At 73.5% G+C, this 26,911-nt stretch carries 24 protein-coding genes; 15 read left to right on the top strand and 9 right to left on the bottom strand.

Annotated elements, in window-relative coordinates; genetic code table 11:
* The first annotated feature begins 51 nt into the window (after positions 1 to 51).
* The 4 genes from PUR71_RS40090 to PUR71_RS40075 all read left to right on the top strand — a co-directional run bounded on the left by PUR71_RS40090 (position 52) and on the right by PUR71_RS40075 (position 4,649).
* Complete coding sequence (locus PUR71_RS40090; protein WP_329932232.1) at positions 52 to 957, top strand: aKG-HExxH-type peptide beta-hydroxylase; 906 nt, start codon at positions 52 to 54, stop codon at positions 955 to 957.
* Between the two features lie 226 nt (positions 958 to 1,183).
* Positions 1,184 to 1,369: an FxSxx-COOH cyclophane-containing RiPP peptide gene (fxsA, locus tag PUR71_RS40085; protein ID WP_329932231.1), complete on the top strand. Its 186-nt coding sequence runs from the start codon at positions 1,184 to 1,186 to the stop codon at positions 1,367 to 1,369.
* A gap of 34 nt (positions 1,370 to 1,403) precedes the next feature.
* Positions 1,404 to 3,782 (top strand): FxsB family cyclophane-forming radical SAM/SPASM peptide maturase, encoded by a 2,379-nt coding sequence (locus PUR71_RS40080; RefSeq protein ID WP_329932230.1) that lies wholly within the window; start codon positions 1,404 to 1,406, stop codon positions 3,780 to 3,782.
* A gap of 150 nt (positions 3,783 to 3,932) precedes the next feature.
* The gene (locus tag PUR71_RS40075; RefSeq protein ID WP_329932229.1) at positions 3,933 to 4,649 is read left to right on the top strand and encodes an aminoglycoside N(3)-acetyltransferase; all 717 of its coding nucleotides are present in this window, start codon (positions 3,933 to 3,935) and stop codon (positions 4,647 to 4,649) included.
* A gap of 84 nt (positions 4,650 to 4,733) precedes the next feature.
* Here PUR71_RS40075 and PUR71_RS40070 read toward each other — a convergent pair whose 3' ends face one another.
* Complete coding sequence (locus PUR71_RS40070; RefSeq protein WP_329932228.1) at positions 4,734 to 4,928, bottom strand: DUF397 domain-containing protein; 195 nt, start codon at positions 4,926 to 4,928, stop codon at positions 4,734 to 4,736.
* A 2-nt stretch (positions 4,929 to 4,930) separates the two neighbouring features.
* Positions 4,931 to 5,800: a helix-turn-helix domain-containing protein gene (locus PUR71_RS40065; protein ID WP_329932227.1), complete on the bottom strand. Its 870-nt coding sequence runs from the start codon at positions 5,798 to 5,800 to the stop codon at positions 4,931 to 4,933.
* A gap of 251 nt (positions 5,801 to 6,051) precedes the next feature.
* Here PUR71_RS40065 and PUR71_RS40060 point away from each other — a divergent pair, with 251 nt between their 5' ends.
* The 6 genes from PUR71_RS40060 (at position 6,052) to PUR71_RS40035 (ending at position 14,027) form a co-directional block, all read left to right on the top strand.
* Positions 6,052 to 6,420 (top strand): ATP-binding protein, encoded by a 369-nt coding sequence (locus tag PUR71_RS40060; RefSeq protein ID WP_329932226.1) that lies wholly within the window; start codon positions 6,052 to 6,054, stop codon positions 6,418 to 6,420.
* On the top strand, positions 6,417 to 6,662 hold the full coding sequence (locus tag PUR71_RS40055) for a hypothetical protein (protein WP_329932225.1): 246 nt from the start codon (positions 6,417 to 6,419) through the stop codon (positions 6,660 to 6,662). The genes PUR71_RS40060 and PUR71_RS40055 overlap by 4 nt, the downstream gene beginning before the upstream one ends.
* A 90-nt stretch (positions 6,663 to 6,752) precedes the next feature.
* Positions 6,753 to 7,511: a hypothetical protein gene (locus PUR71_RS40050; protein ID WP_329932224.1), complete on the top strand. Its 759-nt coding sequence runs from the start codon at positions 6,753 to 6,755 to the stop codon at positions 7,509 to 7,511.
* A 138-nt stretch (positions 7,512 to 7,649) separates the two neighbouring features.
* Complete coding sequence (locus PUR71_RS40045) at positions 7,650 to 8,990, top strand: TIR-like protein FxsC (RefSeq protein ID WP_329932223.1); 1,341 nt, start codon at positions 7,650 to 7,652, stop codon at positions 8,988 to 8,990.
* Positions 8,987 to 12,994 carry an FxSxx-COOH system tetratricopeptide repeat protein gene (gene fxsT / locus PUR71_RS40040; RefSeq protein ID WP_443077744.1) on the top strand — a complete coding sequence of 1,336 codons (4,008 nt, stop codon included), beginning with the start codon at positions 8,987 to 8,989 and terminating at the stop codon, positions 12,992 to 12,994. The genes PUR71_RS40045 and fxsT overlap by 4 nt, the downstream gene beginning before the upstream one ends.
* 67 nt (positions 12,995 to 13,061) lie before the next feature.
* Positions 13,062 to 14,027 (top strand): 2-hydroxyacid dehydrogenase, encoded by a 966-nt coding sequence (locus tag PUR71_RS40035; protein ID WP_329932222.1) that lies wholly within the window; start codon positions 13,062 to 13,064, stop codon positions 14,025 to 14,027.
* Between the two features lie 4 nt (positions 14,028 to 14,031).
* Here the strand turns inward: PUR71_RS40035 and PUR71_RS40030 are convergent, their stop codons facing one another.
* From PUR71_RS40030 to PUR71_RS40020, 3 genes are all read right to left on the bottom strand, one after another.
* Complete coding sequence (locus PUR71_RS40030) at positions 14,032 to 14,886, bottom strand: alpha/beta fold hydrolase (protein ID WP_329932364.1); 855 nt, start codon at positions 14,884 to 14,886, stop codon at positions 14,032 to 14,034.
* Between the two features lie 44 nt (positions 14,887 to 14,930).
* The gene (locus tag PUR71_RS40025; RefSeq protein WP_329932221.1) at positions 14,931 to 15,875 is read right to left on the bottom strand and encodes a DUF4231 domain-containing protein; all 945 of its coding nucleotides are present in this window, start codon (positions 15,873 to 15,875) and stop codon (positions 14,931 to 14,933) included.
* A 132-nt stretch (positions 15,876 to 16,007) separates the two neighbouring features.
* On the bottom strand, positions 16,008 to 16,772 hold the full coding sequence (locus PUR71_RS40020) for a sugar isomerase domain-containing protein (RefSeq protein WP_329932220.1): 765 nt from the start codon (positions 16,770 to 16,772) through the stop codon (positions 16,008 to 16,010).
* Positions 16,773 to 16,994: 222 nt separating this feature from the next.
* Here PUR71_RS40020 and PUR71_RS40015 point away from each other — a divergent pair, with 222 nt between their 5' ends.
* Positions 16,995 to 17,687 (top strand): metal-dependent transcriptional regulator, encoded by a 693-nt coding sequence (locus tag PUR71_RS40015; protein WP_329932219.1) that lies wholly within the window; start codon positions 16,995 to 16,997, stop codon positions 17,685 to 17,687.
* 566 nt (positions 17,688 to 18,253) lie between these two features.
* Here the strand turns inward: PUR71_RS40015 and PUR71_RS40010 are convergent.
* Entirely contained in the window at positions 18,254 to 18,961 is a 708-nt protein-coding gene (locus tag PUR71_RS40010; protein WP_443077743.1) for a bifunctional DNA primase/polymerase, read from the bottom strand.
* Between the two features lie 306 nt (positions 18,962 to 19,267).
* On the opposite strand from PUR71_RS40010, the gene PUR71_RS40005 reads away from it, so the two are divergent.
* Both PUR71_RS40005 and PUR71_RS40000 read left to right on the top strand, forming a co-directional pair.
* On the top strand, positions 19,268 to 20,644 hold the full coding sequence (locus tag PUR71_RS40005) for a transcriptional regulator (protein ID WP_329932218.1): 1,377 nt from the start codon (positions 19,268 to 19,270) through the stop codon (positions 20,642 to 20,644).
* 168 nt (positions 20,645 to 20,812) lie between these two features.
* Entirely contained in the window at positions 20,813 to 21,958 is a 1,146-nt protein-coding gene (locus PUR71_RS40000; protein WP_329932217.1) for a hypothetical protein, read from the top strand.
* Between the two features lie 54 nt (positions 21,959 to 22,012).
* Here PUR71_RS40000 and PUR71_RS39995 read toward each other — a convergent pair whose 3' ends face one another.
* Positions 22,013 to 23,302 carry an ABC transporter substrate-binding protein gene (locus tag PUR71_RS39995; RefSeq protein WP_329932216.1) on the bottom strand — a complete coding sequence of 430 codons (1,290 nt, stop codon included), beginning with the start codon at positions 23,300 to 23,302 and terminating at the stop codon, positions 22,013 to 22,015.
* A 257-nt stretch (positions 23,303 to 23,559) separates the two neighbouring features.
* On the opposite strand from PUR71_RS39995, the gene PUR71_RS39990 reads away from it, so the two are divergent.
* Positions 23,560 to 23,994, top strand: coding sequence for an SCO4402 family protein (locus PUR71_RS39990; RefSeq protein ID WP_443077742.1), 435 nt, complete (start codon positions 23,560 to 23,562; stop codon positions 23,992 to 23,994).
* 137 nt (positions 23,995 to 24,131) lie between these two features.
* The gene (gene purU / locus PUR71_RS39985) at positions 24,132 to 24,998 is read left to right on the top strand and encodes a formyltetrahydrofolate deformylase (RefSeq protein ID WP_329932214.1); all 867 of its coding nucleotides are present in this window, start codon (positions 24,132 to 24,134) and stop codon (positions 24,996 to 24,998) included.
* Between the two features lie 12 nt (positions 24,999 to 25,010).
* Here purU and PUR71_RS39980 read toward each other — a convergent pair whose 3' ends face one another.
* Both PUR71_RS39980 and PUR71_RS39975 read right to left on the bottom strand, forming a co-directional pair.
* Positions 25,011 to 26,216 carry a zf-HC2 domain-containing protein gene (locus tag PUR71_RS39980; protein WP_329932213.1) on the bottom strand — a complete coding sequence of 402 codons (1,206 nt, stop codon included), beginning with the start codon at positions 26,214 to 26,216 and terminating at the stop codon, positions 25,011 to 25,013.
* The gene (locus tag PUR71_RS39975) at positions 26,213 to 26,863 is read right to left on the bottom strand and encodes a sigma-70 family RNA polymerase sigma factor (protein WP_329932212.1); all 651 of its coding nucleotides are present in this window, start codon (positions 26,861 to 26,863) and stop codon (positions 26,213 to 26,215) included. Before PUR71_RS39975 ends, PUR71_RS39980 begins: the two co-directional genes overlap by 4 nt.
* Positions 26,864 to 26,911 lie beyond the last annotated feature (48 nt).

The raw sequence follows: 26,911 nt of genomic DNA, 5'->3' as shown, positions 1-26,911 counted from the left end.
GCGGGTGGGCGGGGTGGGGCGGGGGCCGTTCGTGTGGTGCGGGCGGGGCAGTTGAGCAAGCGGGCCCTGCTGCTGGTGGCGCTGCGTCGGGTGGCTCCGGAGGGCGACGGGTACCACGCGGCGTACGCCGAGGTGCGGGCCTTGCAGCGGGCGGACCGGGCGCGGTGGGAAGAGGTGTTGCTGCGACCGGAGTTGGACGCCTGGGCCGCCGACTGCCTCCGGGGCCTGGCCCTTGGTGAGGATGTGCGGCTGGGCGGGCTGGGTGAGTTCGTGCGGTCCGGTGCCGGGTGTCCGCTGGTGCTGGAGTGTGACGGACTGCGCTGGGCTCCGGTGATCGACCACGTCGGGCCGTGGCGGGTGGACTACGGACGTCCGCCGGCCGGGCCGCTGACGTCGGCCGAGCTGGGTGAGTGGCGGGCGCGGTTGGCGGCTGCCTGGGCTGTGCTCGTGCGGCGGCACCGGCTGCACGCGGAAGCTGTGGCCGCCTGTGTCACCACGATCGTCCCGCTCCGGGCGGCCCCCGGCGGGGAGGCGGTGAGCGCTGCCGCCCGGCGGGCGTACGGTGCGGTGGCGGCTTCGCTGCCGGACGATCCGGTGCTGCTGGCGCTGGCCCTGGTGCACGAGTTCCTGCACGTCCAACTCGGTGCCCTGCTCGACCTCGTGCCGCTCCACCGGCCCAACGGCGCCGCCGTCTACCACGCGCCCTGGCGGCCCGACCTGCGCCCGGTCGGCGCGCTGCTTCAGGGGACGTACGCCCACCTGGGGGTCGCCGACTTCTGGCGGGCCGAGGCCCTCGCGGGGGTCGGCCGGGAGCGTGCGGAGCGCGAGTACGAGCGCTGGCGGGCGCACACGCTCTCGGCGGGTGAGACGCTTCTGGCGAGCGGCGAACTCACCGACTACGGTCTGGAGTTCACCGCGGAGGTGGTGCGGTCCGTCCACGGGCAGGGTGGGGAGTGACCGGCCGGTCCGGAAATCGCGCTTCGGCGCGCGCCACGGCGAAGTGCGCGACCGCCGAACGGGTGAATTCTCGGGGCCCTACGCGCCGCCGCACGGCGTCGGACCGTTGCGGAGACCAACTCGAAACCGCAAGGTGCCGCGTTGGCGCCTCGCGGGCACTACATTGGTCGCAACCGGGTGGCTTACCCACCCTCGGCAGGTCGTAACCGCGCCTAAGGAAACGAATATGACACCGGTAACCAGCATGAGGCCGGCCGGCAACCTGACTGACCCTCAGGAGACGCCGGAGCGCCCCTCCCTCGCCGATCTGGCCGCACTGGGCGCGGAGGAGCTCGCCGAGAGCCTGCGGCGCGCACTCCCCGGCGCGGAATCCGGTCTCGTGCCGGTCGCGGCCTTCAACTCCTCGATCTGACCGGCGGGCCGAGACCGACCCTTCGAGTCAGACCATGACGACGCGAATTCCCCTGACGCAATTCGTGGTCAAGATGCACAGCCGGTGTGATCTCGCCTGCGACCACTGCTACGTCTACGAGCACGCCGACAGCAGCTGGCGCACCCGGCCGAAGAACGTCGGTGACGAGATCCTGGCCAAGGCCGCCGAACGCATCGGCGAGCACGCGGCCGCCCACCGGCTGCCCGTCGTCCGGGTCGTCCTGCACGGGGGAGAACCCCTGCTCGCCGGCCCGGACCGGCTGCGCCGCGCCGCCGAGGCGCTCCGGGCGGCTCTCCCGCCCGGCTGCGCCCTCGACCTGCGCATCCACACGAACGGCGTGCTGCTGAGCCGCGCCTTCTGCGACCTGTTCGCCGAACTGGGCGTCCGCGTCGGCGTCTCGCTCGACGGCGACCGGGCCGCCAACGACCGGCACCGGCGCTTCGCCGACGGGCGCAGCAGCCACCCGCAGGTCCTGCGGGCCGTCGCGCTGCTGCGCGAGCCCGCGTACCGGCACCTGTTCGCCGGACTGCTGTGCACGATCGACGTCGAGAACGATCCGGTCGCCGTCTACCGGGCCCTGGTCGAACTCCGCCCCCCCGCGGTCGACTTCCTGCTGCCGCACGCGACCTGGGACGATCCGCCGAAACGTCCCTCCACGCTCGGGCCGACCCCGTACGCCGACTGGCTGCTCGCCGTCCACGAGCGGTGGGAGGCGGACCGGCGGCCCTTCGCGGTGCGGACCTTCGAGTCCGTCCACCGGACGCGGCGCGGCTTCTCCAGCCTCACCGAGTCGCTCGGCCTGGAGCCCTCCGACCTCGCGGTGCTGGAGACGGACGGGACCTTCGAGCAGGCCGACAGCCTGAAGACCGCGTACGACGGCGCCCCCGCCACCGGGCTGAACGTCTTCGACCACAGCCTCGACGACCTCGCCGGGCACCCCGGCATCGTGGCCCGCCAGTCCGGTCTCGCCGGCCTCTCCGGCACCTGCCGCGCCTGCCCCGTCGTGCGGAGTTGCGGAGGCGGTCTGTACGCCCACCGCTATCGGAGCGACGATGGGGGAGGCGGCTTCGACAATCCCTCCGTCTACTGCGGGGACCTCATGGCGCTCATCAACGGCGTGGCGGCGTACGGCGGCACGGTGGCCGTCCCCGCCCGGAGCGCCGCGCCGGTCGTGCCGGCGGCGCTCGCCGACCACCAGCTCGACGAGCTCGCCCGCGGCTACGGGAGCGCGGACACCGTCCGCGCCCTCGGCCGCTCCCAACTCGCCCTCACCCGGGCGATGCTGGCCGCCGCCTGGGACGCCTCCGGACAGGGGCGGCCCGAGGCGTGGTCCCTGCTCGCCGCGCTGGACGTGGCCGCCCCCGCGGCCGTCGACGCCGTCCTCGCCCATCCGTACGCGCGCGCCTGGGCCGCCCGGCGCCTCGCCGGGGACCTCGGCACCGGGCTCGGGCCGCTGGCCGCGCTCGCCGCGGCCGCCGCGGTGCGGGCCGGCCGGGGCGACGCGGTGGCCGTGCCGGTGCGCGGCGGGTGGCTGCACCTGCCGACGCTCGGGCGCCTCGCCCTCCCGGACGGCGAGGCCGTCGTGACGGGTACGGCGGACGGTTTCACGGTTCGCGCGTCGGACGGGTCCGTCCTCTCGTCGCTGGACGAGCCGCTGCGGCTCGTCCGGCTGGCGGGCGGCTGGGAGGTCGCGCTGGAGGATGTCGACCCGCTGCGCGACAGCCACGCCCACGCGGTGTCGGAGCGGCTTTCGAACGGCGAACTCCTCGACTGGACGGGCGCGTTGCGCGAGGCCTGGGAGCTGCTCGGGCGGGACCTGCCCGGGTACGCGGAGGGCATCCGGGCCGGCCTCACGACGGTGACCCCGTTGCGGCCGGGCCCCGCGGGCCGGGACATCAGCTCGGCGGCGCGGCAGGCCTTCGGCGCGGTGGGCATCGCCCGCCCGGCGACGGCGCCGACGCTCGCCCTCCTGCTGGCCCACGAGTTCCAGCACGTGAAGTTGGGCGCGGTGCTCGACCTCACGGACCTGTACGACCGAGGCGACGACACGCTGTACTTCGCGCCCTGGCGGCCCGACCCCCGGCCGCTGGAGGGCCTGCTCCAGGGAACGTACGCCCACCTGGCGGTCACGGAGTACTGGGGCACCCGCACGCTCGCGTACGACGGGCTGCCGGGCGAGGCCGCGGACCGGGCCCGGCGCGAGTTCGCGCTGTGGCGGCGGTACACCGCGGAAGCCGTCGAGCGGCTGGCCGGTTCGGGCGCGCTGACGCCGCTCGGCTCGCGCTTCGCCGACGGCATGCGTGCCACCGTGGCCCCCTGGCTGGCCGTGCCGCTGCCCGCGGCGGCCGAACGGGCGGCCGATCGGACCCGGCGGGAACGCGCCGCGGTCTGACCACCATCCACCCGCCCCGGGGCTCCCTCACCCCGGGGCCCTCGACCCCGGGGAAGCGTCATCCTCACCGAATTCCGCGCGGGCAGCGCCGCCGCCGCCCCGCTCGCCCTGCTCGCCCGTGAGTTCACCGAACTCGGCGTCCGCCCGGGCATGGTGCTCCACGCCCAGGCGTCCCTGCGCGCACTCGGCCCGGTGCCCGGCGGCGCGACGACCGTGGTGGACGCCCTGCTCGACGCGCTGGGGCACGAGGGCACGCTCGTCGCCTACACGGCGACCCCGGAGAACTCGGCCACCTCGCGCATCCACCGGGCCGAGACCGCCGGCCTCTCCCCGGAGGGCGTGGACGACTACCTCTCCCGGATGCCGCGGTTCGACCCGGCCACCACCCCGGCGTCCCCCACGATGGGCACCCTCTCGGAGGCGATCCGCACGCATCCGGACGCCCTGCGCAGCGCGCACCCCCAGACGTCATGGGCGGCCATCGGCCCGCACGCCCTGGCGATCACGTCGAGTCACCCGCTGAACTGCCACCTCGGCCCCGAATCCCCGCTCGGCCGCCTCTACGACCTCGACGCCCGGGTCCTGACCATCGGCGTCCCGATCGCCCGCTTCACCGGTTTCCACCTCGCCGACCTGCGGATGCCCGACGTCCCGCAGCGCGAGTACCGCTGTGTCGGCGCGGAGGGCTGGACGACGTTCAAGGCCCCGGACCTCGACGACCTCCACTTCGCCACCCTGGGCGCCCAGGTGCTCGCGGCGGCCACCACCGTCACCACCCGCCCCATCGGCAGCGCCACCTGCCGCCTGATCCCCCTGCGAGAGGCCGTGGACCTCGCCGAACACTTCCTCCGCCTCGCCCGCTCCTGACGTCCCGCGCCGCAGCCGTCCGACACGTCCGGACGGTGTCCGAAGGGCCCCCGGCGCCGCCGCCGGGGCCCTTCGGGGCGGCGGTCAGGCGGTGAAGTGGTCGAACTCGCCGGCCTTGGCGCCCTGGAGCCAGGCGTGGAGCTTGGCGCGGGTGGTGGTGATGATGACGGTGGGGTCGTCGGATTCGCGGATGTGGACCAGCTCACCTGAAGAAGCGATCTCGACGCAGTTGGCCTGGTCGCCGCTGAAGCTGGACTTCTGCCAGTTGAGCTGGTGCATGGCTATCTTCCCTGGACCTTGTAGCGGACGTGCTGGATCAAGCCCAACGAATCGCGACGGGCTGTTGATGACGAGGGTGTGGCGACGGACAGGGGAGGAAGGGCCAGGCTCCTCAGCCGATCGAACTTCCGGTCAAATGTCGCCACGGCCTCAGGATCTCCTATGAAGGCCGAGCCATGCGGGTGTTCGAGCAGAACTGTGCCAAGTCGGGCGTGAGGACCGCTGATCAGCATGAACGGTGTCTCGCTCGACGCGTATGTGGTGCAGTCGAACGGGAGGATCTGGATCGTCACGTTCGGCTGCTTGCTCATTTCGATCAGGTGGTCCAACTGCTCGCGCATGACGGTCGGCCCTCCGAACATCATGTGGAGAGCCGCTTCGTGGATCACTGCGCGGAGCGGGGGCGGGTTCACGCCCGACAGTAGCTCCTGGCGTCGGAGGCGGAACTCGACCTTCCTCTCGCTGTATCCGAGGATGACTTCGCTGTAGCCCTTGGTCTGGAGCAGCCCCGGGATCATGAGGGTCTCGTAGGTGTCCAGGCTGGTGGCGTTCGACTCGAATTCGGCGAGGTCGAGCGCGGATGGCACGACGTGGTGTCGGTAGCCGTTCCACCAACCCTTGCCGCTGCTCCGGCTCAGGACCGTGAGGCCGGCTCGGTAGGCGGGGTCCGTGACGTTGCAGAGGTCGAGCCAGATGTTCAGCCGGTCAATATTTAGGCCCATCCTGCCAGCCTCGATGTGGCTGACAGCTGGACCCTTGACGCCGATCGCGCGTCCGATCTCCAAAGCGGGAAGGCCTGCGGCATCGCGTGCGCGGCGAAGTTCCTCGCCAAGCCGACGCTGTCGTTCGCTGATCCCAGAACTGAAGCCCATGGAACGTGCCTTCCTCGCGACTGCGATCCTTGCGGAAAGTGTAGGGGCATGTGCAGAGCGTGTTGCCAACTTCACTTTCCTGGCCCTAAAGTCTTAGTGAACCGCGCACCGGACGGGTAGTCAGTAACGTCCGCAATCAGGGCAGTTGGTACCGTCTGTCCGGGCTCCGCAGAGCACTCGCATCGCGAACTGGCTCACGGCGACCCACTCAACGGGTGCGCCCCCTCCACTGCACCGCTGGGAGATTCCCCATGTGTAACCCCATGCTCAACTCCCCCTCCCTCACCGTCTCCCGCGAGGCGTTGCGCGACGCGATGGCGCGCGCCGGGTACGGCCCCTCCGTCATCGCGGACGCCGAGCTGGCGCTCGTCGAGCTGGTCGTGAACGCGTGGCGGCACGGGCGGACCGCCACGCCCGTCGTGCTCGTCGTCATCGTCGGCGGGACCCTCCGGGTGACCGTCGCCGACCGCAGTTCCGCCCTCCCCGAACAGCGCGAGCCCGTCGGCCTCGCCGAGAACGGGAGAGGGCTCCAGCTGGTCGAAGGGCTCACGCACCGGTGGGGTGCGGAGCCGCAGGGGCTCGGCAAGCGCGTCTGGTTCGAGCTGGACGGTGTCGCGTGAACGCCCTCCACCCGCTCCACCCCTCCGACCCGGCGATCAAGCACCTCACCAGTCGGCAGATCACCGAGCTGATCGTCGAACTCCGCACCGAGGGAAGGCGGTACGGGATCCTCTGGCCCTCCGCCCGGCCCGGGGAGAGCGTCATCGACGGTCGGGTCCTCGTCCACCTGGGGAACGTTCCGGCCAGCACCGTGATCAACCTCCTCGCGCTCCTCCGCGCGTACCGGCGTGACCGGGGATAGGTGTCGTCCATCGCACACGGCCCGTCCGGCCGCGCGGGCGGGCTCGGCGCATAGGATCCGCACGGGTGTTCGTCGTGTGAAGGGTTGATCGTGATCTTCAAGCGGGCTGCTGTCGGCGCTGGGGTCCTCGCGGCCCTGGTCGCGCTCGCCGGGTGTGGGGACGGCGGGAAGACGGGCGGCGCTGCCGGTTCGAGTCCTTCCGCCACCGCCGAGCGGCTGGAGTCGGCGACCGGGGGGACGATCCTGGCGGAGGGGCACAAGGTGTTCTCGAAGGCGGCCTCGGTGAAGATCACCGGGAGTGAGGTCGAGTCGGGGGACAGGACGGCGTTCGTGCTGTCGGTGGCCGAGAACGGTGACTGTGCCGGGACGTTCGACTTCGGGGACTCGGGCAGGCTCGAGGTGCTGCTCGGCCACGGGCAGACGCTGTTCAAGGAGGACGACCGGCTGCTTTCCAAGGCCGGCGGGGACAAGGCCGTCGCGTTGGGCAGGGGGCGGTGGCTGCGCGTGAAGCCGGGGGACGCGCAGGAGAAGGTGACGTCGTTCTGCGACCTCAAGAGCACGCCCGTCTTCGGGGACGGCGACTGGTACCGGCAGGTCCTCTCCGAGGGCACCACCACGGTGAACGGGCGGAAGGTGGTGTCCATCATGTCGATCAGCCAGGCCAACGGCAGCTTCGACGGTTACGTCGCCACCGACGGCCCGGCGCACCCCGTCCGGGTCGAGACGTCGCGGATCGACGGGACCACGGACGGCTTGACCATGGACTTCTCCGACTACGACGCTCCGGTCACCGTCAGCCTCCCGGCTGCCGATCAGATCATCGACCTGGACTCCCTCAGGCAGGGCTGACCAGCACGTCGTTTCGGTCATGTCAATTCGTGCGAGTCGTTGTGCTATTCCATTGGGGCCTCAGTCGTTCCTACACTGAAGCCCCCGCGCACGGGGGCTGCGGGAAACAGGTTGCCGGCGGGCCCGGGGGAGGCGCGTGTGAACGACCGGGGCTGGGACGAGGACGACACCCGACCGTACTTCTTCCTCTCCTACGCCCACACCCCGAGGTCGGGCGCGCGCGGTGCCGGGGACCCGAACCACTGGGTGCGCCAGCTGTACCGCGACCTGTGCGAGGCGGTGCTCCAACTGACCGCCGCGCCCGCCGGGGTGCCGGTGGGGTTCATGGACGAGTCCATGCACCAGGGCGAGTTGTGGGCGGAGCGGCTGTCGGAGGAGCTGGCCAACTGCCGGGTGTTCGTGCCGCTGTACTCGCCGCGGTACTTCAACAGCGTTCCGTGCGGCCAGGAGTGGCACGCCTTCACCCGCCGCCCCGTCTACCCGGCGAACCTCGACTCCGAGCGCACCAGCGGGATCGTGCCGGTCCTGTGGGCGCCGATGAGCCGCTACCGGCTGCCCAAGGTGGCCAGCGACCTCCAGTTCAACCACACGAGCTTCGGGCCGGACTACGCCACCGAGGGCCTGTACGCGCTGATGAAGCTCACCTACTTCCGCTCCGCCTACGAGCTGGCCGTGCACCGGCTGGCGGCCCGGATCGTGCAGGTCGCCGAGGAGACGGTGATCCCGGTCGGGCGGCGGCTGGACTTCAACGCCCTGCCCAGCGCGTTCAACGTCACCGCACCGACCAAGCAGCTCCGGATCTCCGTCCTCTCCTACCACCAGGGCGAGTTGCCCGAGGACCGCAGCCCCGACTACTACGGCGCCAAGCGCACCGACTGGCACCCCTACCGCCCCGCCGGCTCCCCGATCGCCCAGCACGCGGTGCGCCTCGCCCGGCAGTTGGGCTTCCAGCCGACCGTGCACGAGTTCGACGACGAGGCCGAGGCGATCATCGGCGGCGAGGCCGCCGCGCCCGGCCTGCTCCTGCTGGACCGGTGGGCGCTGTGCGACGAGCGCCGCCGCGAACTGGTCCGGCGCTTCGACCGCTCGGACGCCACCTGGGTGAGCGTCCTGGAGCCGTGGAACACGGACGACCCGGAGTGCCGGGAACGCGAGGGCGAAATCGGCGAGTTGAGCGACAGTACGCTGCGGATCACGCGCCGGGCCAGCCGCCCGAGCTTCCTCGGCGCGACCGGCACCCCCGGGCTCACCACCCTCGACGACTTCGACGACGCGCTGCCCCGGGCCGCGATGAAGGCCAAGTACGCCTTCGAGAGCCGCACCCGGGCCGAGCCGGACGACCCCCCGGCGCCGCGGCCCAGCCTGCGGGACGCGTTCCGGCGCGAACCCGACCCCTTCGACCACGACCACCGTCCAGACCGTGACGACCCCGATGACGACCCCGGCTACGGGATGGCGCCCGTGGGAGGACCCAGATGAGTGACAACACCACCAGGAACCTCCGACTCGGGGGGCTCACCGCCGCCGACCTGGCCGCGCGGCACGATGCCCGCGGCCGCGCGGAGGAGCAGGACCGGGGCGGGCGGATCGTCACGTTCTACTCCTACAAGGGCGGCACAGGCCGCACCATGGCGCTCGCCAACACGGCCTGGATCCTGGCCGCCAACGGCTACCGGGTGCTCACCGTCGACTGGGACCTGGAGGCGCCCGGCCTGGCCAAGTTCTTCCACCCCTTCCTCGACCCCGCCTCCCTCGCCGGCACCACCGGCATGATGGACCTGATCGCCGAGTACCGGGAGGAGGCGCTGCGCCCGGTCGAGCACGCCGAGGGCTGGCACCTGGACTTCGCCCGCGTCCACCCGCACGCCCTGTCGCTGTCCTGGCCCCTGTTCCCGCGCGGCGGCAGCCTCGACTTCCTCTCCGCCGGCCAGTTCAACCGGGACTACTCGGAGGCCGTCACCCACCTGGACTGGGACATCTTCTACGACCGGTTCGACGGCGGGCAGTTCTTCGACGCCCTCAAGGCCGACATGGCCAAGCGCTACGACTACGTCCTGATCGACTCCCGCACCGGCCTGTCCGACATCGCCGAGATCTGCACCGTGCAGATGCCCGACGACCTCGTCGTCTGCTTCACCCTCAGCGACCAGTCGATCGACGGCGCGGCCCGGATCGCCCAGCACATCCACGACCGCTACCGCGAGCGCGGCATCCGCATCCTGCCCGTCCCGATGCGCATCGACGAGGGCGAGAAGGAGAAGGCGGACGCCGGCCGCGCCCTCGCCCGGGTGCGCTTCGACGGACTGCCGGCCGGCCTGGGCAGCGAGGAACTCGCCCAGTACTGGGGCTCGGTGGAGATCCCGTACCGGCCGTTCTACGCCTACGAGGAGATCCTCGCGACCTTCGGCGACCAGCCCGGCACGCCCACCTCGATGCTCGCCGCCTGCGAGCGCCTGACCTCCGTCATCACCGAGGGCCGGGTCACCAACCTGCCGGCGGTGGACGAGGAGGTGCGGCTGCGCTACGTCGACGCGTTCACCCGCCGCCGCCCCTCGGTGCCCGCCGACCTCTACCTGTCGTACGTGCCCGAGGACCGGATGTGGGCGGACTGGATCGAGTCCGTCCTCACCCGGGCCGGCTTCCGGGTGCTCCCTCGGGACCTCAGCGCCGGCACCGACCCGCGCGAGGAGACCGAACGCGGCATCGACGCCGCCTACCGGACGGTCGCCGTGCTCTCGCCCGCCTACCAGCGCTCCCCGCAGGCCCGGGCGCTGTGGGAGTCCGTGGTCAGCTCCGACCCGTCCGGCACGCGCCGCCAGCTCGTGCCCGTCCGGGTCGGCGACGTCCGGCTCACCGCGCCGTTCAGCAACCGCAACCCGGTCGACCTGGTCGGCCGCGACGAGGCCCAGTCCGTCCAGACGCTGCTGCGCGCGCTCGGCCGCGGCGAAGCCGTCCTGCCGGAGACCAACGGCAGCGGACCGCGCTTCCCCGGCAGCAAGCCCGCCGTGTGGGACGTCCCGCCGCGCAACCCCTCCTTCACCGGCCGCGCCGCCGTCCTGGAGCAGCTGCGCAACCAGCTGCGCGGCGGCATGGCGGCCGTCCTGCCCACCCCGCAGACGCTGTACGGGCTCGGCGGCGTCGGAAAGACCCAGGTCGCCCTGGAGTACGCCCACCGCTTCATGTCCGACTACGACCTGGTGTGGTGGATCGACGCCGAGCAGACCGAGCTCGTCGCCCCCGCCCTCGCCGACCTCGCCCGGCGCCTGGGCCTGCGCGTCGGCGACTCCGTCACCGAAGCCGCCGAGGCCGCCCGCGAGGCGCTGCGCCGCGGCGTGCCCACCCCGCGCTGGCTGCTGATCTTCGACAACGCCGACGAGCCGTCCGAGATCCGCCGCTTCTTCCCCGGCGGCTCAGGCCACATCCTGGTCACCTCCCGCAACCAGGCCTGGACCGGGCACGCCGAGGCCCTGGAGGTCGACGTCTTCACCCGCGGCGAGAGCGTGGAGCACCTGTGCCGGCGCGCCCGCGGCCTGTCCCGGGCGGACGCCGACCGGGTCGCCGAAGCCGTCGGCGACCTGCCGCTCGCCGTCGAGGTCGCCGCCGCGTGGCTGGACACCACCGGCACCCCGGTCGAGACGTACGTCACCCAGCTGCACGCCGAGGCCGCCCGCGCGCTGGCCGTCGCCCGGCCCGCCGACTACCCGACCCCGGTCGGCGCCACCTGGAACGTCTCCATCGGCCGGCTGCGCCAGCAGTCCCCGGCCGCCGTGCGGCTGCTCCAGCTGTGCGCGTTCTTCGCGCCCGAGCCGATCTCGATGAACCTCTTCTACAGCGACCAGATGATCCGGGCGCTGGTGAAGTACGACGCCGACCTCAGCGACAAGTTCATGCTGGGCAAGGTCATCCAGGCCATCGGCCGCTACGCGCTCGCCAAGGTGGACGCCGGCAGCAACAGCTTCCAGGTGCACCGGCTCGTCCAGGCGGTGATCCGGGCCGAGATGACCGACGAGGAGCAGGAGGTCGCCGTCCACGAGGTGCACCGCATCCTCACCGGCGCCCGGCCCGTCCTCGGCGACACCGACGACCCCGCCAACTGGCCCGCCTTCGACGAGATCTGGCCCCACCTGTCGCCCTCCAAGGCGCACAACTGCGACGAGGCCGACACCCGCCAGCTGCTCATCGACCGCGTCCGCTACCTGTGGAAGCGCGGCGAGCTCGACCGCGCCCGCGACCTCGGCCACGCCCTCGACACCGAGTGGACCCGCAAGCTCGGCGAGGGCGACCGGCAGACCCTCCTGCTGCGCTTCCAGCTCGCCAACGTCCTGCGCTCCCAGGGCAACTACGCCGAGGCCCTGGCCCTGGACGAGGACACCCTGGAGCGCCAGCGCGGCCTGCTCGGCGAGCACCACGCCTACACCCTGATGACGGCCGGCTCGCTCGGCGCCGACCGCCGGGCCCTCGGCCGCTTCCAGGCCGCCCTGGAACTCGACCGCGAGATCCTCTCCCAGTTCCGCGAGCTGTTCGGCGACGACCACCCGCGCACCCTCGCCATGGCCAACAACCTGGCGATCGACTACCGGCTCGTCGGCGAGAGCGAACTCGCCCGTGAACTCGATCAGGAGACCCTCGACCGGCGCACCGCCGTCCTCGGGCCCAAACACCCGTACACCCTGTCCACCAAGTCCAACCTCGCCCGCGACCTGCGCGAACTCGGCGACTACCAGGGCTCGGTGGAGCTCCTCCAGGAAGTCACCGCCGACCTCGGCGACGTCCTCGACCCCGACCTGCCGGAGAACCTGCGCAACGCCAAGTCGCTGGCCGTCTCGCTGCGCCGGATCGGCCAGCTCGCCGAGGCCCGCCGGATCACCAAGGAGACCTACGAGCGCTACCTGGAGCGCTACGGCGCCGACGCGCCCGACGCGCTCGCCTGCGCGCTCAACCTGGCGGCCGACCACAGCGCCTCCGGCGACAAGGAGACCGCCCGGGACCTGTGCGCCACCGTGTTCGAGGGTCACCGGCGGCTGTTCGGCGACGAGCACCCGTTCACCCTGGCCTGTGCCAACAACCTCGGCATCTACCTGCGCGGCAGCGGCGACGTCCCGGGCGCCATCGAGCGCGGCCGGGCCACCGTCGACGGGCTCACCCGGTCGGTCGGGCCGGACCACCCGTACACCCTCAACGCGATGATCAACCTGGCCAACGCCTACGGCGACGACGGGCAGATCCAGCGCGCCGAGGAGCTGGGCCGCGCCGCCTACGAGGGCCTGTGCGCCCGCTACACCCCCCGGCACCCGGACGCCGTCGCCTGCGAGGCCAACCTGGCGATCACCGTGCGGGCGGCCGGCCGGCACGGCCAGGCGGCCGAACTGCGGGCCCGCTCGATCGCCGAGCTGATCCGGCAGTTCGGCGAGGAGCACCCCAACACGGTGTCGGCGCGGGGCTGGAAGCGGATCAACCGGGACCTGGAGCCGCAGCCGGTGTGAGGCGTTCGGGGACGCTCAGGGGGCTGTTCACAGGGCTGTTCAGGGGCCGGGGGTACGCTGCGGGACCATGAGTGAGCTCCCGCCCCCGGTCCTGGTCACCCGCCGCCTCGCGCCCGGCGTGATCGAACGGCTCACCGCGCACCACGTCGTCACCTGCCACGACCGGGACCGGTCGATGCCCCGGGCGGAGCTGCTGGCCGCCCTGCCCGGCCGCCGGGCCGTCCTCACCACCCTGGACGACCGGGTGGACGTCGAGTTCCTGGACGCCGCCGGGCCGCGGCTGCGGATCGTCGCCAACCACGCCGTCGGCTACCACAACGTCGACGTGGCGGCCTGCGCGGAACGAGGGGTGCTGGTCACCAACACCCCCGGCGTGCTCACCACCGCCACCGCCGACATGGCCTGGGCGCTGCTGCTCGCCGCCACCCGCCGGCTCGGCGAGGGCGAACGGCTGCTGCGCTCCGGGCAGCCGTGGGTGTGGGCGCCGAACTTCCTGCTCGGCATGGAGCTGTCCGGCACCCCGCTCGGCATCCTCGGCATGGGCCGGATCGGGCAGGCCGTCGCCCGGCGGGCGCGCGGCTTCGACATGCCCGTGAGCTACCACAACCGGAGCGAACTGCCGCCGGAGCGGGCCGAGGGCGCGGACTGGAAGCCGCTGGACGAGCTGCTCGCGACGTCCACGGTGCTGGTCGTCACCTGCCCGCTCAGCGCGGCCACCCGGCACCTGCTGGACGCCCGGCGGCTCGCGCAACTGCCCCGCGGGGCCGTCGTGGTGAGCATGACGGCGGGCGTGGTCGACGAGGAGGCACTGGCGGCCGCCCTGGAGACCGGCGCGCTGTTCGCCGCCGCCGTCGACAACTTCGAGCACGAGCCCGCGGTGCCGTCCGCCCTGCTCGCCCAGGAGCGCGCCGTGCTGGCCCCGCATCTCGGCAGCGCGACCGTCCGCACCCGGCAGGCGATGGGCGGGCTGGCGGTCGACAACATCCTCGCCGTGCTGGCCGGGGGCGAGCCCCTGACGCCGGTGAAGGACTGAGGCCCTAGCCGGCCGCCCAGGCCAGGGCGGTGGTCAGCACCCGGAAGGCGCCGAAGTGCGCGGCGCCGGGCTCGAGGAAGAGCTCGGCGCCCGGAATGTGGTCGGCCAGCCAGCGGGAGTGCTCGACCGGCGAGAACTGGTCGTCCGCGCCGTGCCACAGCCAGGTCGGCACCGCGATGTCCTCGCACTTGAAGCCCCAGTCGGCGGTGAACGCGAGCACGTCGTCGATCCAGCCGTCCGCGCCGTGCCGGAACGCCTCCCGGTAGTTGCTCTGCAGCATCCGGCGCAGCCCGCTGTCGGCCACCACCATCCGGTCGGCGGGCGACAGTTCGGGCCGCAGGCCGTTCAGCAGCCGCACCGGGTCGTCCTTGATCTGGCGGGAGCGGAACTCCATCGTGTCCGCGATCCGGTCGTGGCCGCGCTCGGCCTCCCGGTAGGCGCGGACGTTCGAGGGGGTCATCCCCGCGTACCAGTCCAGGCCGGTCGCGTTGCGCGGCGCGAGGCCCACCAGCACCGCCACCCGGCTCACCCGCTCCGGCAGCAGCGCCGCGCAGGCCAGCGCGTGCGGGCCGCCGCCGGAGCGGCCCAGCACCGCGAAGCCCTCCAGACCGAGGTCGTCCGCGATGGTCCGCACGTCGGCCGCGGCCGCGCTCACCCGCCGCCCGACCTGCCGGGTCGAATCGCCGTACCCGGGCCGGTCGTAGGAGATCAGCCGCACCCCCAGCCGGTACAGCACGGTGCTGCGCGGGTGCGGGCCGACCCGGCTGCCGGGCATGCCGTGCAGCAGGAACACCGGACGGCCGCGCGGATCGCCCAGGGACTCCACGGCGAGCGCGCGTCCGCCCGGGGCCTTGACCATTCGTAACGCCACGCGCCTGCCTCCTGAGTGTCCCCGGCTGACGGTCACCGGTCGGTGGTGGTGCGGATCTCCCGGCGGGCCTGCCAGGTGGTGTGCTCCCGGGACACCGCGTCCTCGGCGTCCCGGGCCAGCCGGGCCCAGATCTCCTCGGCGTCCGCCGACTCCAGGTCCAGCGCCGTCAGTTGGCGCCGGATCTGGTCGAGCTCGTCGGCCGCGAGGCCGTACGCCGCGGCCAGCGGCCGGTACTGGCGCAGCTGCGCCCACGCGGCGACGGACGCGGCCACCGCCGAGACCGTGCCGAGCGCGTCGTAGCTGAACGCGCCGAGCGCCCGCAGCACCGCGAGCACCAGCCCGAGCGCGGGCAGCACCACGCCGAGCACGCCGGTCCAGAAGCCGGCCCGGGCGCAGTACCGGGACTTCGAGCGGTACCACGCGTACTGCACCTCGATCCGCTCGCGCAGGTACACCTCGCGGCGCACGGCCAGCGGCTGCGCGCGCAGGTCGCGCATCGCGTCGGTGATCCCGCCGGGCTCCGGGCCGGTGCCCGCGCCCGGCCGCGGCGCGACCGCCGGGCCGCCGCGGAAGGCGCCCAGCACCCGGCCGAGCTGGAAGCGGTACAGGCCCTCGGCGTCCGGCAGGGCGCGCGGCGGCGGCTGGTAGGCGTCGGCCCGGACGGCGAACTTCCAGGCGAGCGTCTTCACCGACTCGGCGGCGGCCCGGCCCTCGTACCAGAGGCCCTGCGGGTTCTGCCGGCCGATCACCACGGCGAAGCCGATAGCGCCGAGGTAGGCGACGGCGGCCGGCCAGGCCCACGCCTCGCCGTCGGCGGAGCCGGTCGCGGCGGCGACGAGCAGGAGGACCAGCTCCCACGCGGAGAGCACCACCGAGCGGTGCTGGCCGCGCAGCGAGGCGGAGTCGGCGGCCCAGAAGAGGTCGGGCAGGAGGTCGCGCTCCCGCACCCACCCGGTACGCCCCGCACCAGACGCCATGTTCGGCCCCCACCCGTCGCTCCGGTCGCACCGCTTCCCTGCCCCGGCGGGCTCCCCGGTACGCCTGCCGCCCGGCCGCCCGGCCCGCAATGGCCGGGAACCCCCCGGTGGTTGTCCGGCGGGCGGCCGGGCTCAGTAGGTGTAGAAGATCCGCTCCGCGTTGTCGCTCATCTGCCGGTCGTTCCACTCCGTCCCGCCCGGCACGTTGCCCGAGCGGAACAGCGGCGGCGCCTGCGCCTCGCCGGCCTCCGCCGCCTGCGCCAGGCGGCCCACCGCGGAGGCGACCACGGCCTGCATCAGGGCGCTGGTGACGATCGTGGAGACCGGGCCGAACGTCGTCCGGGCGCCGGGGTGGGTCAGCTCGCCGTCTCCGACCGCGATCTTGCTGTCCAGCACGACGTCGCAGTTGTCCTTCAGGTACGTCCCCGACGGGTGCGCCGAGGGCACCTCGCCCGGGTACGCGAGCGAGGTGACCCCGATCACCTTCAGCCCGCGGTCGCGCGCGTACCGGGCCAGCTCGACCGGCATCACCTGGCGCCCGGACAGCGAGATCACGAAGAGCACGTCGCCCGCCGTCGCCGGGGTGAGGTCCAGGCTCGTCGTGGCCAGCCCGGACACCCGCTCCAGGGCGCTGGCCAGCGGCGCGGGCATCACCGTCACCCCGGCCATCCCGGGCACGTTCAGCAGGTTGACCGGCACCAGGCCGCCGGCCCGGTAGACCACGTCCTGCGCCGGCAGCGAGGAGTGCCCGGCACCGAAGGTGAAGACCCGGCGGCCCTCGGCGACCGCCTCGGCGAGCAGCGTGGCGGCGGCCTCGATCGGCTCGGCCTCCTCCTCGCGGACCCGCTGGAGATGGGCGATCGCGGCGTCGAAGTACCGGCCGACCAGGTCGTTCATCTGGTGCCTCCGCTCTCTGCCGGTGAGGGAGCCGGCCCGGGTGGGGCGGCCGGGGTGCCCCGGGCCGCCAGTGGAGAAAGCTACGGCGAGCACGGTGGTGCCTCGGCCGCACCGCTGTCAACAGGAACGAAAACCGGTACCGGAAGCCCCTGGGCGGGCCCGGTTGTCGGCCCGGTACGTCAGAATTGGCGGTGAGGACACCGAAGAACGGAGCCAGCGGCGATGTCTGGGCTGATCGACACCACTGAGATGTACCTTCGCACCATCCTGGAGCTGGAGGAGGAAGGCATCGTCCCGATGCGCGCCCGGATCGCCGAGCGTCTGGAGCAGAGCGGCCCCACCGTCAGCCAGACGGTCGGCCGGATGGAGCGCGACGGGCTCCTCCAGGTCGCCGGCGACCGCCACCTGGAGCTCACCGAGGAGGGCCGCCGGCTCGCGGTGCGCGTCATGCGCAAGCACCGCATCGCCGAGTGCCTGCTGGTCGACGTGATCGGCCTGGAGTGGGAGCAGGTGCACGAGGAGGCGTGCCGCTGGGAGCACGTCATGAGCGAGACGGTCGAGCGCAAGGTGCTCGCCATGCTCGGCCACCCGACCCAGTCCCCGTACGGCAACCCGATCCCGGGCCTCGACGAGCTCGGCGACGCCAAGGCCGAGGGCGAGGGCTTCGACGCCGCGCTGGTCCAGCTCGACTCGGTCAAGCCGGGCGAGGAGGGCGTCAGCGTGGTGGTCCGCCGGATCGGCGAGCCGATCCAGACCGACGAGGGCCTGATGCGCACGCTGCGCCGGGCGGGCGTCCGGCCGGGCTCGACGGTCATGGTGAGCCCCGGCGTCGGCGGCGTCCTGGTGGGCACCGGCGAGGACGCCGCGGAACTGGGCAAGGACATCGCCCAGCACGTGTTCGTCGCCCAGGCCTGAGCCGCCGGACCGGGGCTGCCCGCCCCCCCGGTCGCGGGCGGCGCACGACGGCGCACGCGAGGGCACACGGCGGCACACCGCGGCACGGGTCCGTCCGAGGTCATGAAGAGGTCGCACACGACGAAGAGGGCCCGCTGCTCCCCGTGCAGCGGGCCCTTCCGTCCTCCCCGGTCCCCCTCTTCCCTCCCGTCCCCTCCGTCCCTCCCGTTTCCCCTCCGTACCGCCCCGCCCGGCTTCCCCGTCCGAGCGTCCCTTTCGGCGTCCCCTCGCACCGGATTTCTCCCCTCGGCCGATCATGGCAATCCTTGAGCGCTGTCACTCGTACGAGGGGCTTGTCCGGTTGACCAGCGGGTAGACCGGAGTCTTATCCGCACATGCGTATGACGGGCCCCGTCTCCGGTGGGAGACAAGGCCCGTCACGAGCGCGCGTTGTGTCGCGCGGCGCACGCCCTCACCCGATAGGCGCAGGGCGGCTGTCCGGGGGAGGGTGAATCCGGCTCGGCCGGACGGCCCGGCCGGACGTCCCTCCGGCGCACGACGGCGGGCGGGGGTCCGACGACGGGCCCTCAGTGCACCGCCGCCGGCTGGGCGTGCTGCGGGCGGGCCGAGGGGGCCTCGCGCCCGCACGCGTACGCCAGCGGGCTGATCAGCTCCGCGGCGTCCGGGAGCCAGCGGTTGAGCGCCGAGGGGGAGCGGGCCCACTGGGCGTACCCGGTGCTGCCGACCCGGGACGGCGGGGCGACCGTCCAGTCCCCCTCGCCGCGGGCGACCAGGTCGAGCCGGCCGGGCGGCCAGCCGAGCTTGCGGAGCATCTCCGGGAGCTTGGCCGCGACCCCGGGCAGCACCAGGAAGTGCAGCCGGCGCCCGATCCGGCCCGGGGAGGCGGGGACGGCCACGACCGGGCCGAGCTGGAGGTCCTGCCGCTCCATCCGGGCCAGCGCCAGGCAGCCGGCCACCTCCGGGACGTCCAGGACGTCGAACGAACGGCCGGTGGGCAGCAGGATGGAGGCCTGCGGCCGTTCGGTCCACCAGCGCCGCACCGCCCCGGGGCCGGCGCTCGCCTTGCGGGCCCAGTCCGCGTCGAGCGGATGGGCGCCGGGCAGCGGGCAGCGCGGGTCACCGCAGGAGCAGAGGGCGGGCCCGTCGCCGTCGATCAGCCAGGCGCCCGGGGCGACCTCCCAGTGGCGGTTCTCGGCGTAGCTGACGGCTTCGATGAGCAGCGGGGGCAGTCCGGCGTTCTTGCCCTGGTCGGGGGAGTCGGCGATGTCTTCCACGCGCTGCTCAACTACCGTGTGTGAGCCTGGTTACGGCCCCGCCTTGCCCGGATGGGCGCATGATGGCAATGTCACCCGAACCGGTGACTCAAGCGAGTTGGGGCGGGCGGGGGTGGGCGCAGAGGGGGCGCACGGGAGCATTCCCCAGGGCGCGTGGGGGGTGCGGTTCGTCACCGTGGGTATCCCGCTGGCGTTGCTGATCGCTAACCTGGTGTCAGATTCCTTGGACGGTCGGACAGTCGGCAACAGATCAGCAGAATCGTCGCCCGCCGGCCGGGACCGGAGGGTGTGGGGAGGCGAAGCCCAATGGCCGCGAGACCACTCGTCGCACGACAGCCCAACGAGCGTCTGCAGCAACTGATCCAGGAGGCCAGCTGCTCCAACGCCGGCCTGGCCCGGAGGGTCAACCTCTGCGGCGCCGAGCACGGACTGGACCTGCGCTACGACAAGACCTCCGTCGCCCGGTGGCTGCGCGGTCAACAGCCGCGCGGGCAGGCGCCGGCGGTGATCGCCGAGGCCCTGGGCCGCAAGCTCGGCCGCAGCGTGTCGGTCGAGGAGATCGGCATGGCGGACGGCAAGAACCTCAGCTCCGGCATCGGGCTGCAGTTCGCGCCCACCCTGGGCGCGGCGCTGGAGCAGGTCTGCGAGCTCTGGCGCAGCGACGTCGGCCGGCGGGACTTCCTGACCGGGGCGACGGTCGCCGCCTCCGCGCTGGTGGAGCCCAGCCGGGACTGGCTGATCACCCCGCCGGACCCGGTCGTGGCGCGCACCGGCGGCCCGCGGGTCGGCCCGACGGACGTCGCCGCGATCAGGGCGACCACGACGATGCTGGTGGACCTGGACCACCGCTTCGGCAGCGGGCACGTGCGCCCGGTCGTCGTCCACTACCTCAACTCGGTGGTCTCCGGCCTGCTCGGCGGCGCCTACCGCGAGGAGACCGGGCGCCAACTCTTCGCCGCCGTGGCGAGGTTGACCGAACTGGCCGGCTACATGGCGGTGGACACCGGACAGCCCGGACTCGCCCAGCGCTACTACATCCAGGCGCTGCGCCTCGCGCAGGCGGCGGACGACCGCGGTTACGGCGGCTACGTCCTCGCGGCCTCGATGAGCCACCTCGCGGCGACGCTCGGCAACCCGCGCGAGATCGCCCAACTCGCCCGCGCCGCGCAGGAGGGCGCGCGGACGGTGGCCACCCCGACGGCGATGGCGATGTTCTACGCCGCCGAGGCCCGCGGCCACGCGCTGCTCGGGGACGCCCGCTCGTGCGAGGCGGTCGCGGCCAAGGCGCTGGAGATGATGGAGAAGCGCCGCCCGGAGGACGACCCGGACTGGATCGTCCACTTCGACGACGCCTACCTCGCCGACGAGCTGGCCCACTGCCACCGGGACCTGGAACAGGCCGGCCAGGCCGAGCACTACGCCCGCCGGGCGCTCGACCTGCACCCGCCCACGCGCGTGCGCCGCCGCGCGGTGGACCTCGTCCTGCTGGCCACGGCGCAGCTGCAGCAGCGGGACCTCGAGCGCGCCTGCGAGACGGGCGCGCAGGCGGTCCGGCTGCTGAGCGGGCTGCGGTCCAACCGGGGCGTGGAGTACCTGGACGAGTTCCGGCGCCGGCTGGAGCCCTACCGGGAGCAGCGGGTGGTCCGCGAGTTCCACGCCAGGGCGGACGCGGAGGCCGCCTGAGCGGATCGGCCCCCGCGGGGGAGCAGATCGTGATGTCCCGCCCACGTGGTCACCCGGTGAGGCGAACCGGTAGCGTGGGCGCGACGTCCAAGGAACTGTGATGCTCCCAAGAACCGACGAGATGTGGTCCGCCGTCAGCGCGCGGTCGTGCACAGGTGAGGAATCGCGTTGAGCCAGCGCCGCTCGTACCCCAACTCGGGTGACTTCAACCTGGACGACCTGTTCCGCCCGGAGCCCGGCCAGCAGCAGGGCGGCCAGCCCGGCCAGCCACAGGGCGCCCCGGGCCAGCAGATGCCACCGGTGGGGCAGCCGTCCGGGCAGCCGGAGTACCTGGGCGAGGGCGGGCACGCGCTGCCGACGCAGGCCGTGCCGGCCCAGGGCGCGCCGTGGGGCGGCGCACCCGCCCCCGGCGTCCAGGGCTACCAGCAGGGTGCCCCGGCGCCCGAGACCCAGCACCTCCCGCCGTACCCGGCCGTGGACCCGCACGCCGGCGGCTACCCGGCCGCCCCCGGCTACCCGCAGCAGGCGCCCGGATACGCACCGCAGCCGGACCAGGGCTACGGCCACCAGGGCCCCCCGCCGGCCGCCCACCCGCAGCCGGTCCAGCCCGGCTACGGCGGCGCCGAGTACCAGACCACCGCCGTGCCGGTCCGCGAGGAGCGCGGTGGCGCACGCCCGTCCTCGAAGCTGATCATCGGTGGCGTGGTGGCCGGCTGCGCCGCGGCCGGGATCCTCGTCGCGGTGCTGATGAGCGGCGGTGACGACAACACGAGCGGCGACAAGAAGAAGACCCCGCCGGCGGCCTCGGCGGGCAGCGCCTCGAGCGGTTCGGCGAGCGCGAGCGGCTCGGCGGCCCCCGTCGACCCGGAGGCCAAGGCGCAGGCGCAGCCGCTGTCGGACCTGCTGGGCACGGCGAGCGACAGCCGCTCGGCGGTGGTGAACGCCGTGGGCGCCGTGCAGAAGTGCAACCAGCTGCCGGAGTCGCAGCAGGCGCTGACCGCCGCGGCCGGCAAGCGGCGCGAGCTGCAGACCAAGCTCGGCCAGCTGAAGACCGACAAGCTGCCCGGCGGTGCGGCGCTGGTCGAGCAGCTCAACGCGGCCTGGACGGCCTCCGCGCAGGCGGACGACGAGTACGCGGCCTGGGCCTCGGACTCGCAGGCCCCGGGCGCGTGCGGCAAGACGGACAACCAGCACTACAAGAACGCGGTCACGGCCAGCGGCACGGCGACGAACGCCAAGAAGCAGGCCTCCACGCTCTGGAACGCGATAGCGACGCAGACCGGCCTGCCGAGCCGCAGCGACGGCGACCTGTAGGAGGGCGCCGCAGGGGCGGGCCGCCCACGTTCCACGAGGGCGGCCCGCACGCCGTCACGCCGGGGGCTTGCTGCCCGTGAGCACCCAGCGGACATCGACGAAGCCCGGCTGCTGCAGGGTCATCCGGCCGCCCTTCACCACCTGGTAGGTCACCCAGGTGTTCACCAGCCGCGGGGACTCGGTGCTGGGCAGCATGTTGGTGGTGCCCCAGCTGAGCGGCGGGGTGAGGCCGACGTCGATGCCCTCGCCGCTGTCCAGCAGGGCGGTGATCGTCTTCGCGTCGACCGTCTTGCCGGCCGAGGTCAGCTTGTCGGAGAGGACGCGGAACACCTCGTAGGCGACCCAGGTGGTCTCCACGCCGGGGTCGGACACGTCGATGGTCCGGCCGCCGCTGGGGTCGGCGCGCACGACGTCGCGCAGCCCGTCCCACACCTTGGCCGATTCCGGCGGGTACCAGCTGGTGACGAACGCGCCGCCGAGCGGGCCGTTGTCGCCGCCGGTGGAGTCGACCACCGACTGCTGCACGCTGCCGATCACCGAGGCGATCCTGGTGTTCTTCGGGCCCTGCCGCCGGTAGGCGTCCAGCAGGTTGCCGGTCGGCTCGGCGCCGAGCGCGATGGTGATGCAGTTCCCGGGCTCGTCCTTGCCGATCGCCTTGCGCACCACCGGCGTGTAGTCGTTGGACTTCTCGGGTGCCTTGACGTCGAGCAGCTTGAGCCCGGCCGGCTTGAGCGCGTTGGCCAGGTAGCCGAGCAGGTTGTCGCCGGCCGGGGTGTCCGGGCGGACCAGCGAAACGTTCTTGCAGCCGGCGTCGACCAGCTGGCGGCCGCTGCCGCCGATCAGCGCGGGCATGCCGCCGTCCACCGGGTAGGACAGCGGGCTGCTGAACTCCGGCTGGGAGAGGCCGTAGCCGCCGATCAGCGGGATCCCGGCCCGCTCCAGGACGGGCATGAAGGCGTCGCCCCACTGGCTGGAGGAGCCGATGACGGCGACCGCCTTGTTGTCCACCGCCTGCTGCGCGCACGCCTTGGCGCCGGCGGCGTCGTTGTGCTCGTTGCAGGTGAGCACCCGCAGCCGTCGTCCGTTTAACCCGCCCTTGTTGTTCACGTCGCGTCCGATGGCCTCGGCGAGCGCCGTCATGCCGGGCCGGTCGGCCGAGCCGGTGCCGGCCGGCGCCCAGGTCATGACGGTGAGGTCGGAGCCGGTCGTGGCATCGGCCGGTCCGCCGCACGCGGAGGTCGTGAAGAGGGTGGGGAGCAGGGCCGCGGCGGTCGCGGCGGCGGCGATCGGGCGGCGTCGCGCGATCTGGTTCCGGGCCTGGGAGGCTTCCCTACGGCGGGTCATCGGTCTTCCCTCTCTGGGGCGCCCTCCGGCGCACCGGAGCAAGCCAAGCCCCGGTGCCACAAGCCGAGAGAGCCGAAGTGTGAACAACCGGAAAACGGATGTCGAACTCCCGACGGGAACGCGTGTAGATCCCGCGAGTGGAGCACGAACAGCACGGGAACGTACGATCCTTCCCCATGTCCGCCAGCACAGATTCTTCGCACCGGTCCGCCCGAAACCCTTCTCGTCCGGGCCACCGCTCCAGCACGATGGACGGCATGCCGCTCAACGACCTGCCCTGGTGGCGCTGGCGAGCCCGACTGCGCTCGGCCCTGCACATGCTGTCCGACCCCGCCTTCCAGCAGGAGGCCTGGCTGACCGGCCGGGAGGGGTACGGGGACGTGACCGACGCCGTCTACCGCCTGGTGGAGGACACCTGGCTGGACCGCTGGTCCGCCGAGAAGTACGTCGGCGCGATCTTCCGCGACGCGGCCGAGGCCGCCCTGGTGGACGTCGCCGTGCTGCGGGTGGTCAGCCTGCTGCACGAGGTCGGCGCGGACGCCCCGGCCACCGCCTACGTCGGCCACCCCGGCTGGCCCGAGGCCGTCCGGGCCGCACGCGAGGCACACGTGCTGCTGGCGGTCAACGACGGGGACGACCCGGACGCGGCGCCCAAGTCGCTGGACGTGCTGCGGATCCTGACCTCGGTCTGAGCCCGGGAGCACCACGGGCCCGTCCTGCGGGGCGGGCGGTGCCGTCCCGCAGTACGGGCACCGGGACGGGCGCTGTCCAGGATGTGACACGCTGGACCATTCAGGAAACGCACGACCTTAGGACGGGATACCCCCACGTGGAACAGCAGCCGGCCAGTGCCCAGTACGTCCTCACGCTGTCCTGCCCCGACAAGCAGGGCATCGTCCACGCGGTCTCCAGCTACCTCTTCATGACCGGCTGCAACATCATCGACAGCCAGCAGTTCGGGGACGGGGAGAGCGGCCTGTTCTTCATGCGGGTGCACTTCTCGGCCGCCGAGCCGGTCACCGCGGACAAGCTGCGGGCCAGCTTCGCCGCGATCGGCGCCTCGTTCGGGATGGAGTGGCAGATCCACCCGACCGAGGAGCGGATGCGGATCGTCCTCATGGTCAGCAAGTTCGGGCACTGCCTCAACGACCTGCTGTTCCGCAGCCGGATCGGCGCGCTGCCGGTGGAGATCGCCGCGGTGGTCTCCAACCACACCGACTTCCGCGACCTCACCGAGGGATTCGGCATCCCCTTCCACCACATCCCCGTCACCCGGGACACCAAGGCCGACGCCGAGCGGCAGCTGCTCGACCTGGTGGAGCGCGAGAACGTCGAACTCGTCGTGCTGGCGCGCTACATGCAGGTGCTCTCGGACGACCTGTGCAAGGCGCTGTCCGGCCGGGTGATCAACATCCACCACTCGTTCCTGCCGAGCTTCAAGGGCGCCAAGCCCTACCACCAGGCGCACGCCCGCGGCGTGAAGCTGATCGGCGCCACCGCGCACTACGTCACCGCCGACCTGGACGAGGGCCCGATCATCGAGCAGGAGGTCGCCCGGGTGACCCACGACATCACCCCGGACCAGCTGGTCGCGCTCGGCCGGGACGTCGAGTGCCAGGCGCTGGCCCGCGCGGTCAAGTGGCACAGCGAGCACCGCGTGCTGCTCAACGGCAGCCGGACGGTCGTCTTCGCGTAGCGCCGTACGGTGTCAGGGCCGCGACAGCAGCGGCACCGCGTGCAGCACCTCGCGGATCGCGGCGCGGTCGCCGTGCTCGCCGACCGGCACCCGCTCCGGATCGCGGTGCGCGGCGGCCAGCTGGCAGAACTCCAGCCCGTCCAGCACCATCGACGCCACCGGCGCCCCGCCCGGCTCGCCGCCCCGCGGGGCGTGCGCCCGGCCGTCGCCCGGGCCGTCCAGCGGGATCAGCCACTCGCCGGCCGCCGGACCGTCGATCACCAGCCGCAGCCGCCGCCCGCCCCGCCCGTCCGCTGCCGGCGCCGGTGCCCCGGCCGGCTGGGCGGCCCGCAGCCCGGCCAGCGCGTGCGGGACCATCCGGACCGCCAGCTCCACCATCTGCCGCAGGTGCTGCGGCGCGGGCGGGTCGTACGGGTAGGCCACCGCGCGGGCCACGTCCTCGCCGTGCACGAAGCACTCGAAGGCGCGGTCCACGAACGCGTCGCGCAGCGGGACGGCGGCGAAGCCGAAGTCCACCGGGGTGTTGCCCTGCGGGGTGAGGGCGGCGGTGCGCACCAGGTCGTGGGTCTGCTGGCGCCAGCGGGCCCGCACCGACTGCGGCGGAGCGCCGGCCGCCCCGGCGAGCAGCCGCGCGGTGCGCGCGGTGATCCCGGCGTACCGGCCGCCCTGCGGTGCCACCCTGGGCGGCCGCGGCCCGGCGTCCGGCTCCTGCGGCGGCACCCGGCGCTCGACCGGCGCGGCGGCGGTGCCCGGCGGGGCCGGCACCGGGTCCGGCAGGCCGAGGGCGAGCGCCACGTAGCCGTCCACGGCGGTCAGGTGGCACAGCACCTCGGCCGGGCGCAGGTACTCGGTGCCGCCGTGCCACGGGAGTTCGGCGACCTCCTGCCACTCCTCCGGGCCGAGGTCGCGCAGCAGCGCGTCGAGCTTCGCGGTCTCCGCCGCGTACGGAACTCCCCAGGCGGGGACGGGCAGTTCGGCCGGACGGCGGGCCAGGCACCAGTCGATCACCTGCTGGCGCAGCGGGCCCGGCTGGTCGAGCGGCTCGTCCACGGCGAGCCAGCCGGCCGCCTCGCGCAGCCGCGCGGCCTCCTCGGCGCACTCCGGGCAGGCGCGCAGGTGGAGTTCGAGTCCGGCGGCCTCGGCGGGCGGGCAGGCGCCGAGGGCCCAGGCGCCGAGCAGCGAGCGCAGGGCGTCGTGCTGCTCCCCGGTGGTCGTCACGTGCCCCCGTCCCCGTCCTGTGCGCTCCGGCCGCAGGCCCCGTCCACCGCGCCCGCGCGGCAGTGGCGGGCGCGCTCCTCGGCCAGTTCGGTGGCGAGCAGCTCCAGGCCGAGCCGCATCCGCTGCTTGGCGGCCTGCTCGCTGATGCCGAGTCGGCGGGCCGTCTCCTGGTAGGTGCGGCCGTCGTAGTAGGTCACGGCGATGGTCTCACGCAGGCTGTGGGGGAGGGAGTCGACCACGTACTGCATGCGCGCGGCGGTGGCGACCTCGCGGATCTCGTCCTCGGCGGACCCGGCGCCGGCGCCCGGTTCGGCGGCCCGGCGCAGGCGCAGCCGGTCGACGGCGCGGCGGTGGGTGAGGGCGCCGAGCCAGGAGCGCAGCGAGCCCTGGGCGGGGTCGAAGGCCTCGGGGTGCTCCCACACGTGGGCGAAGACCTCGCGGGTGAGCTGGGCGGCGGCCGCCTGGTCGGCCAGTATCCGTCCGGCGAGCCCGTGCACCATCGGGGCGAGCCGGTCGTAGAGTTCGCCGAGCGCGGTCTCCTCGCCGCGGGCGAGGCGCCGCTGGAGCTGCTCGTCCCAGCGGGGGACGGCGTCCGGGGCCGTCGCGGCGCCGCGGTCCGGGGTGGCCATCGGGCCGTGGGCGGCCATCGCACACCACCCTCCTGACCGGGGTCCGCTGGCTTACTCAACGGTATC

The organism is Streptomyces sp. SP17BM10, assembly GCF_036322405.1.
In the GTDB taxonomy this organism is placed as follows: domain Bacteria; phylum Actinomycetota; class Actinomycetes; order Streptomycetales; family Streptomycetaceae; genus Kitasatospora.
This window is presented reverse-complemented; position numbering and strand designations above follow the sequence as displayed.

Excerpts from the sequence above, each read along its gene's own strand:
- PUR71_RS40030 (WP_329932364.1), bottom strand. The coding sequence starts at position 14,886 with ATGGTCAAGGCCCCGGGCGGACGCGCGCTCGCCGTGGAGTCCCTGGGC.
- PUR71_RS39995 (WP_329932216.1), bottom strand. The coding sequence starts at position 23,302 with ATGACCCGCCGTAGGGAAGCCTCCCAGGCCCGGAACCAGATCGCGCGA.
- PUR71_RS39975 (WP_329932212.1), bottom strand. The coding sequence starts at position 26,863 with ATGGCCGCCCACGGCCCGATGGCCACCCCGGACCGCGGCGCCGCGACG.
- PUR71_RS40015 (WP_329932219.1), top strand. The coding sequence starts at position 16,995 with ATGTCTGGGCTGATCGACACCACTGAGATGTACCTTCGCACCATCCTG.
- fxsA (WP_329932231.1), top strand. The coding sequence starts at position 1,184 with ATGACACCGGTAACCAGCATGAGGCCGGCCGGCAACCTGACTGACCCT.
- PUR71_RS39990 (WP_443077742.1), top strand. The coding sequence starts at position 23,560 with ATGCCGCTCAACGACCTGCCCTGGTGGCGCTGGCGAGCCCGACTGCGC.
- PUR71_RS40080 (WP_329932230.1), top strand. The coding sequence starts at position 1,404 with ATGACGACGCGAATTCCCCTGACGCAATTCGTGGTCAAGATGCACAGC.
- PUR71_RS40005 (WP_329932218.1), top strand. The coding sequence starts at position 19,268 with ATGGCCGCGAGACCACTCGTCGCACGACAGCCCAACGAGCGTCTGCAG.
- PUR71_RS40020 (WP_329932220.1), bottom strand. The coding sequence starts at position 16,772 with ATGAACGACCTGGTCGGCCGGTACTTCGACGCCGCGATCGCCCATCTC.
- fxsT (WP_443077744.1), top strand. The coding sequence starts at position 8,987 with ATGAGTGACAACACCACCAGGAACCTCCGACTCGGGGGGCTCACCGCC.
- PUR71_RS40075 (WP_329932229.1), top strand. The coding sequence starts at position 3,933 with ATGGTGCTCCACGCCCAGGCGTCCCTGCGCGCACTCGGCCCGGTGCCC.
- PUR71_RS40035 (WP_329932222.1), top strand. The coding sequence starts at position 13,062 with ATGAGTGAGCTCCCGCCCCCGGTCCTGGTCACCCGCCGCCTCGCGCCC.
- PUR71_RS40065 (WP_329932227.1), bottom strand. The coding sequence starts at position 5,800 with ATGGGCTTCAGTTCTGGGATCAGCGAACGACAGCGTCGGCTTGGCGAG.
- PUR71_RS40070 (WP_329932228.1), bottom strand. The coding sequence starts at position 4,928 with ATGCACCAGCTCAACTGGCAGAAGTCCAGCTTCAGCGGCGACCAGGCC.
- PUR71_RS40025 (WP_329932221.1), bottom strand. The coding sequence starts at position 15,875 with ATGGCGTCTGGTGCGGGGCGTACCGGGTGGGTGCGGGAGCGCGACCTC.
- PUR71_RS40060 (WP_329932226.1), top strand. The coding sequence starts at position 6,052 with ATGTGTAACCCCATGCTCAACTCCCCCTCCCTCACCGTCTCCCGCGAG.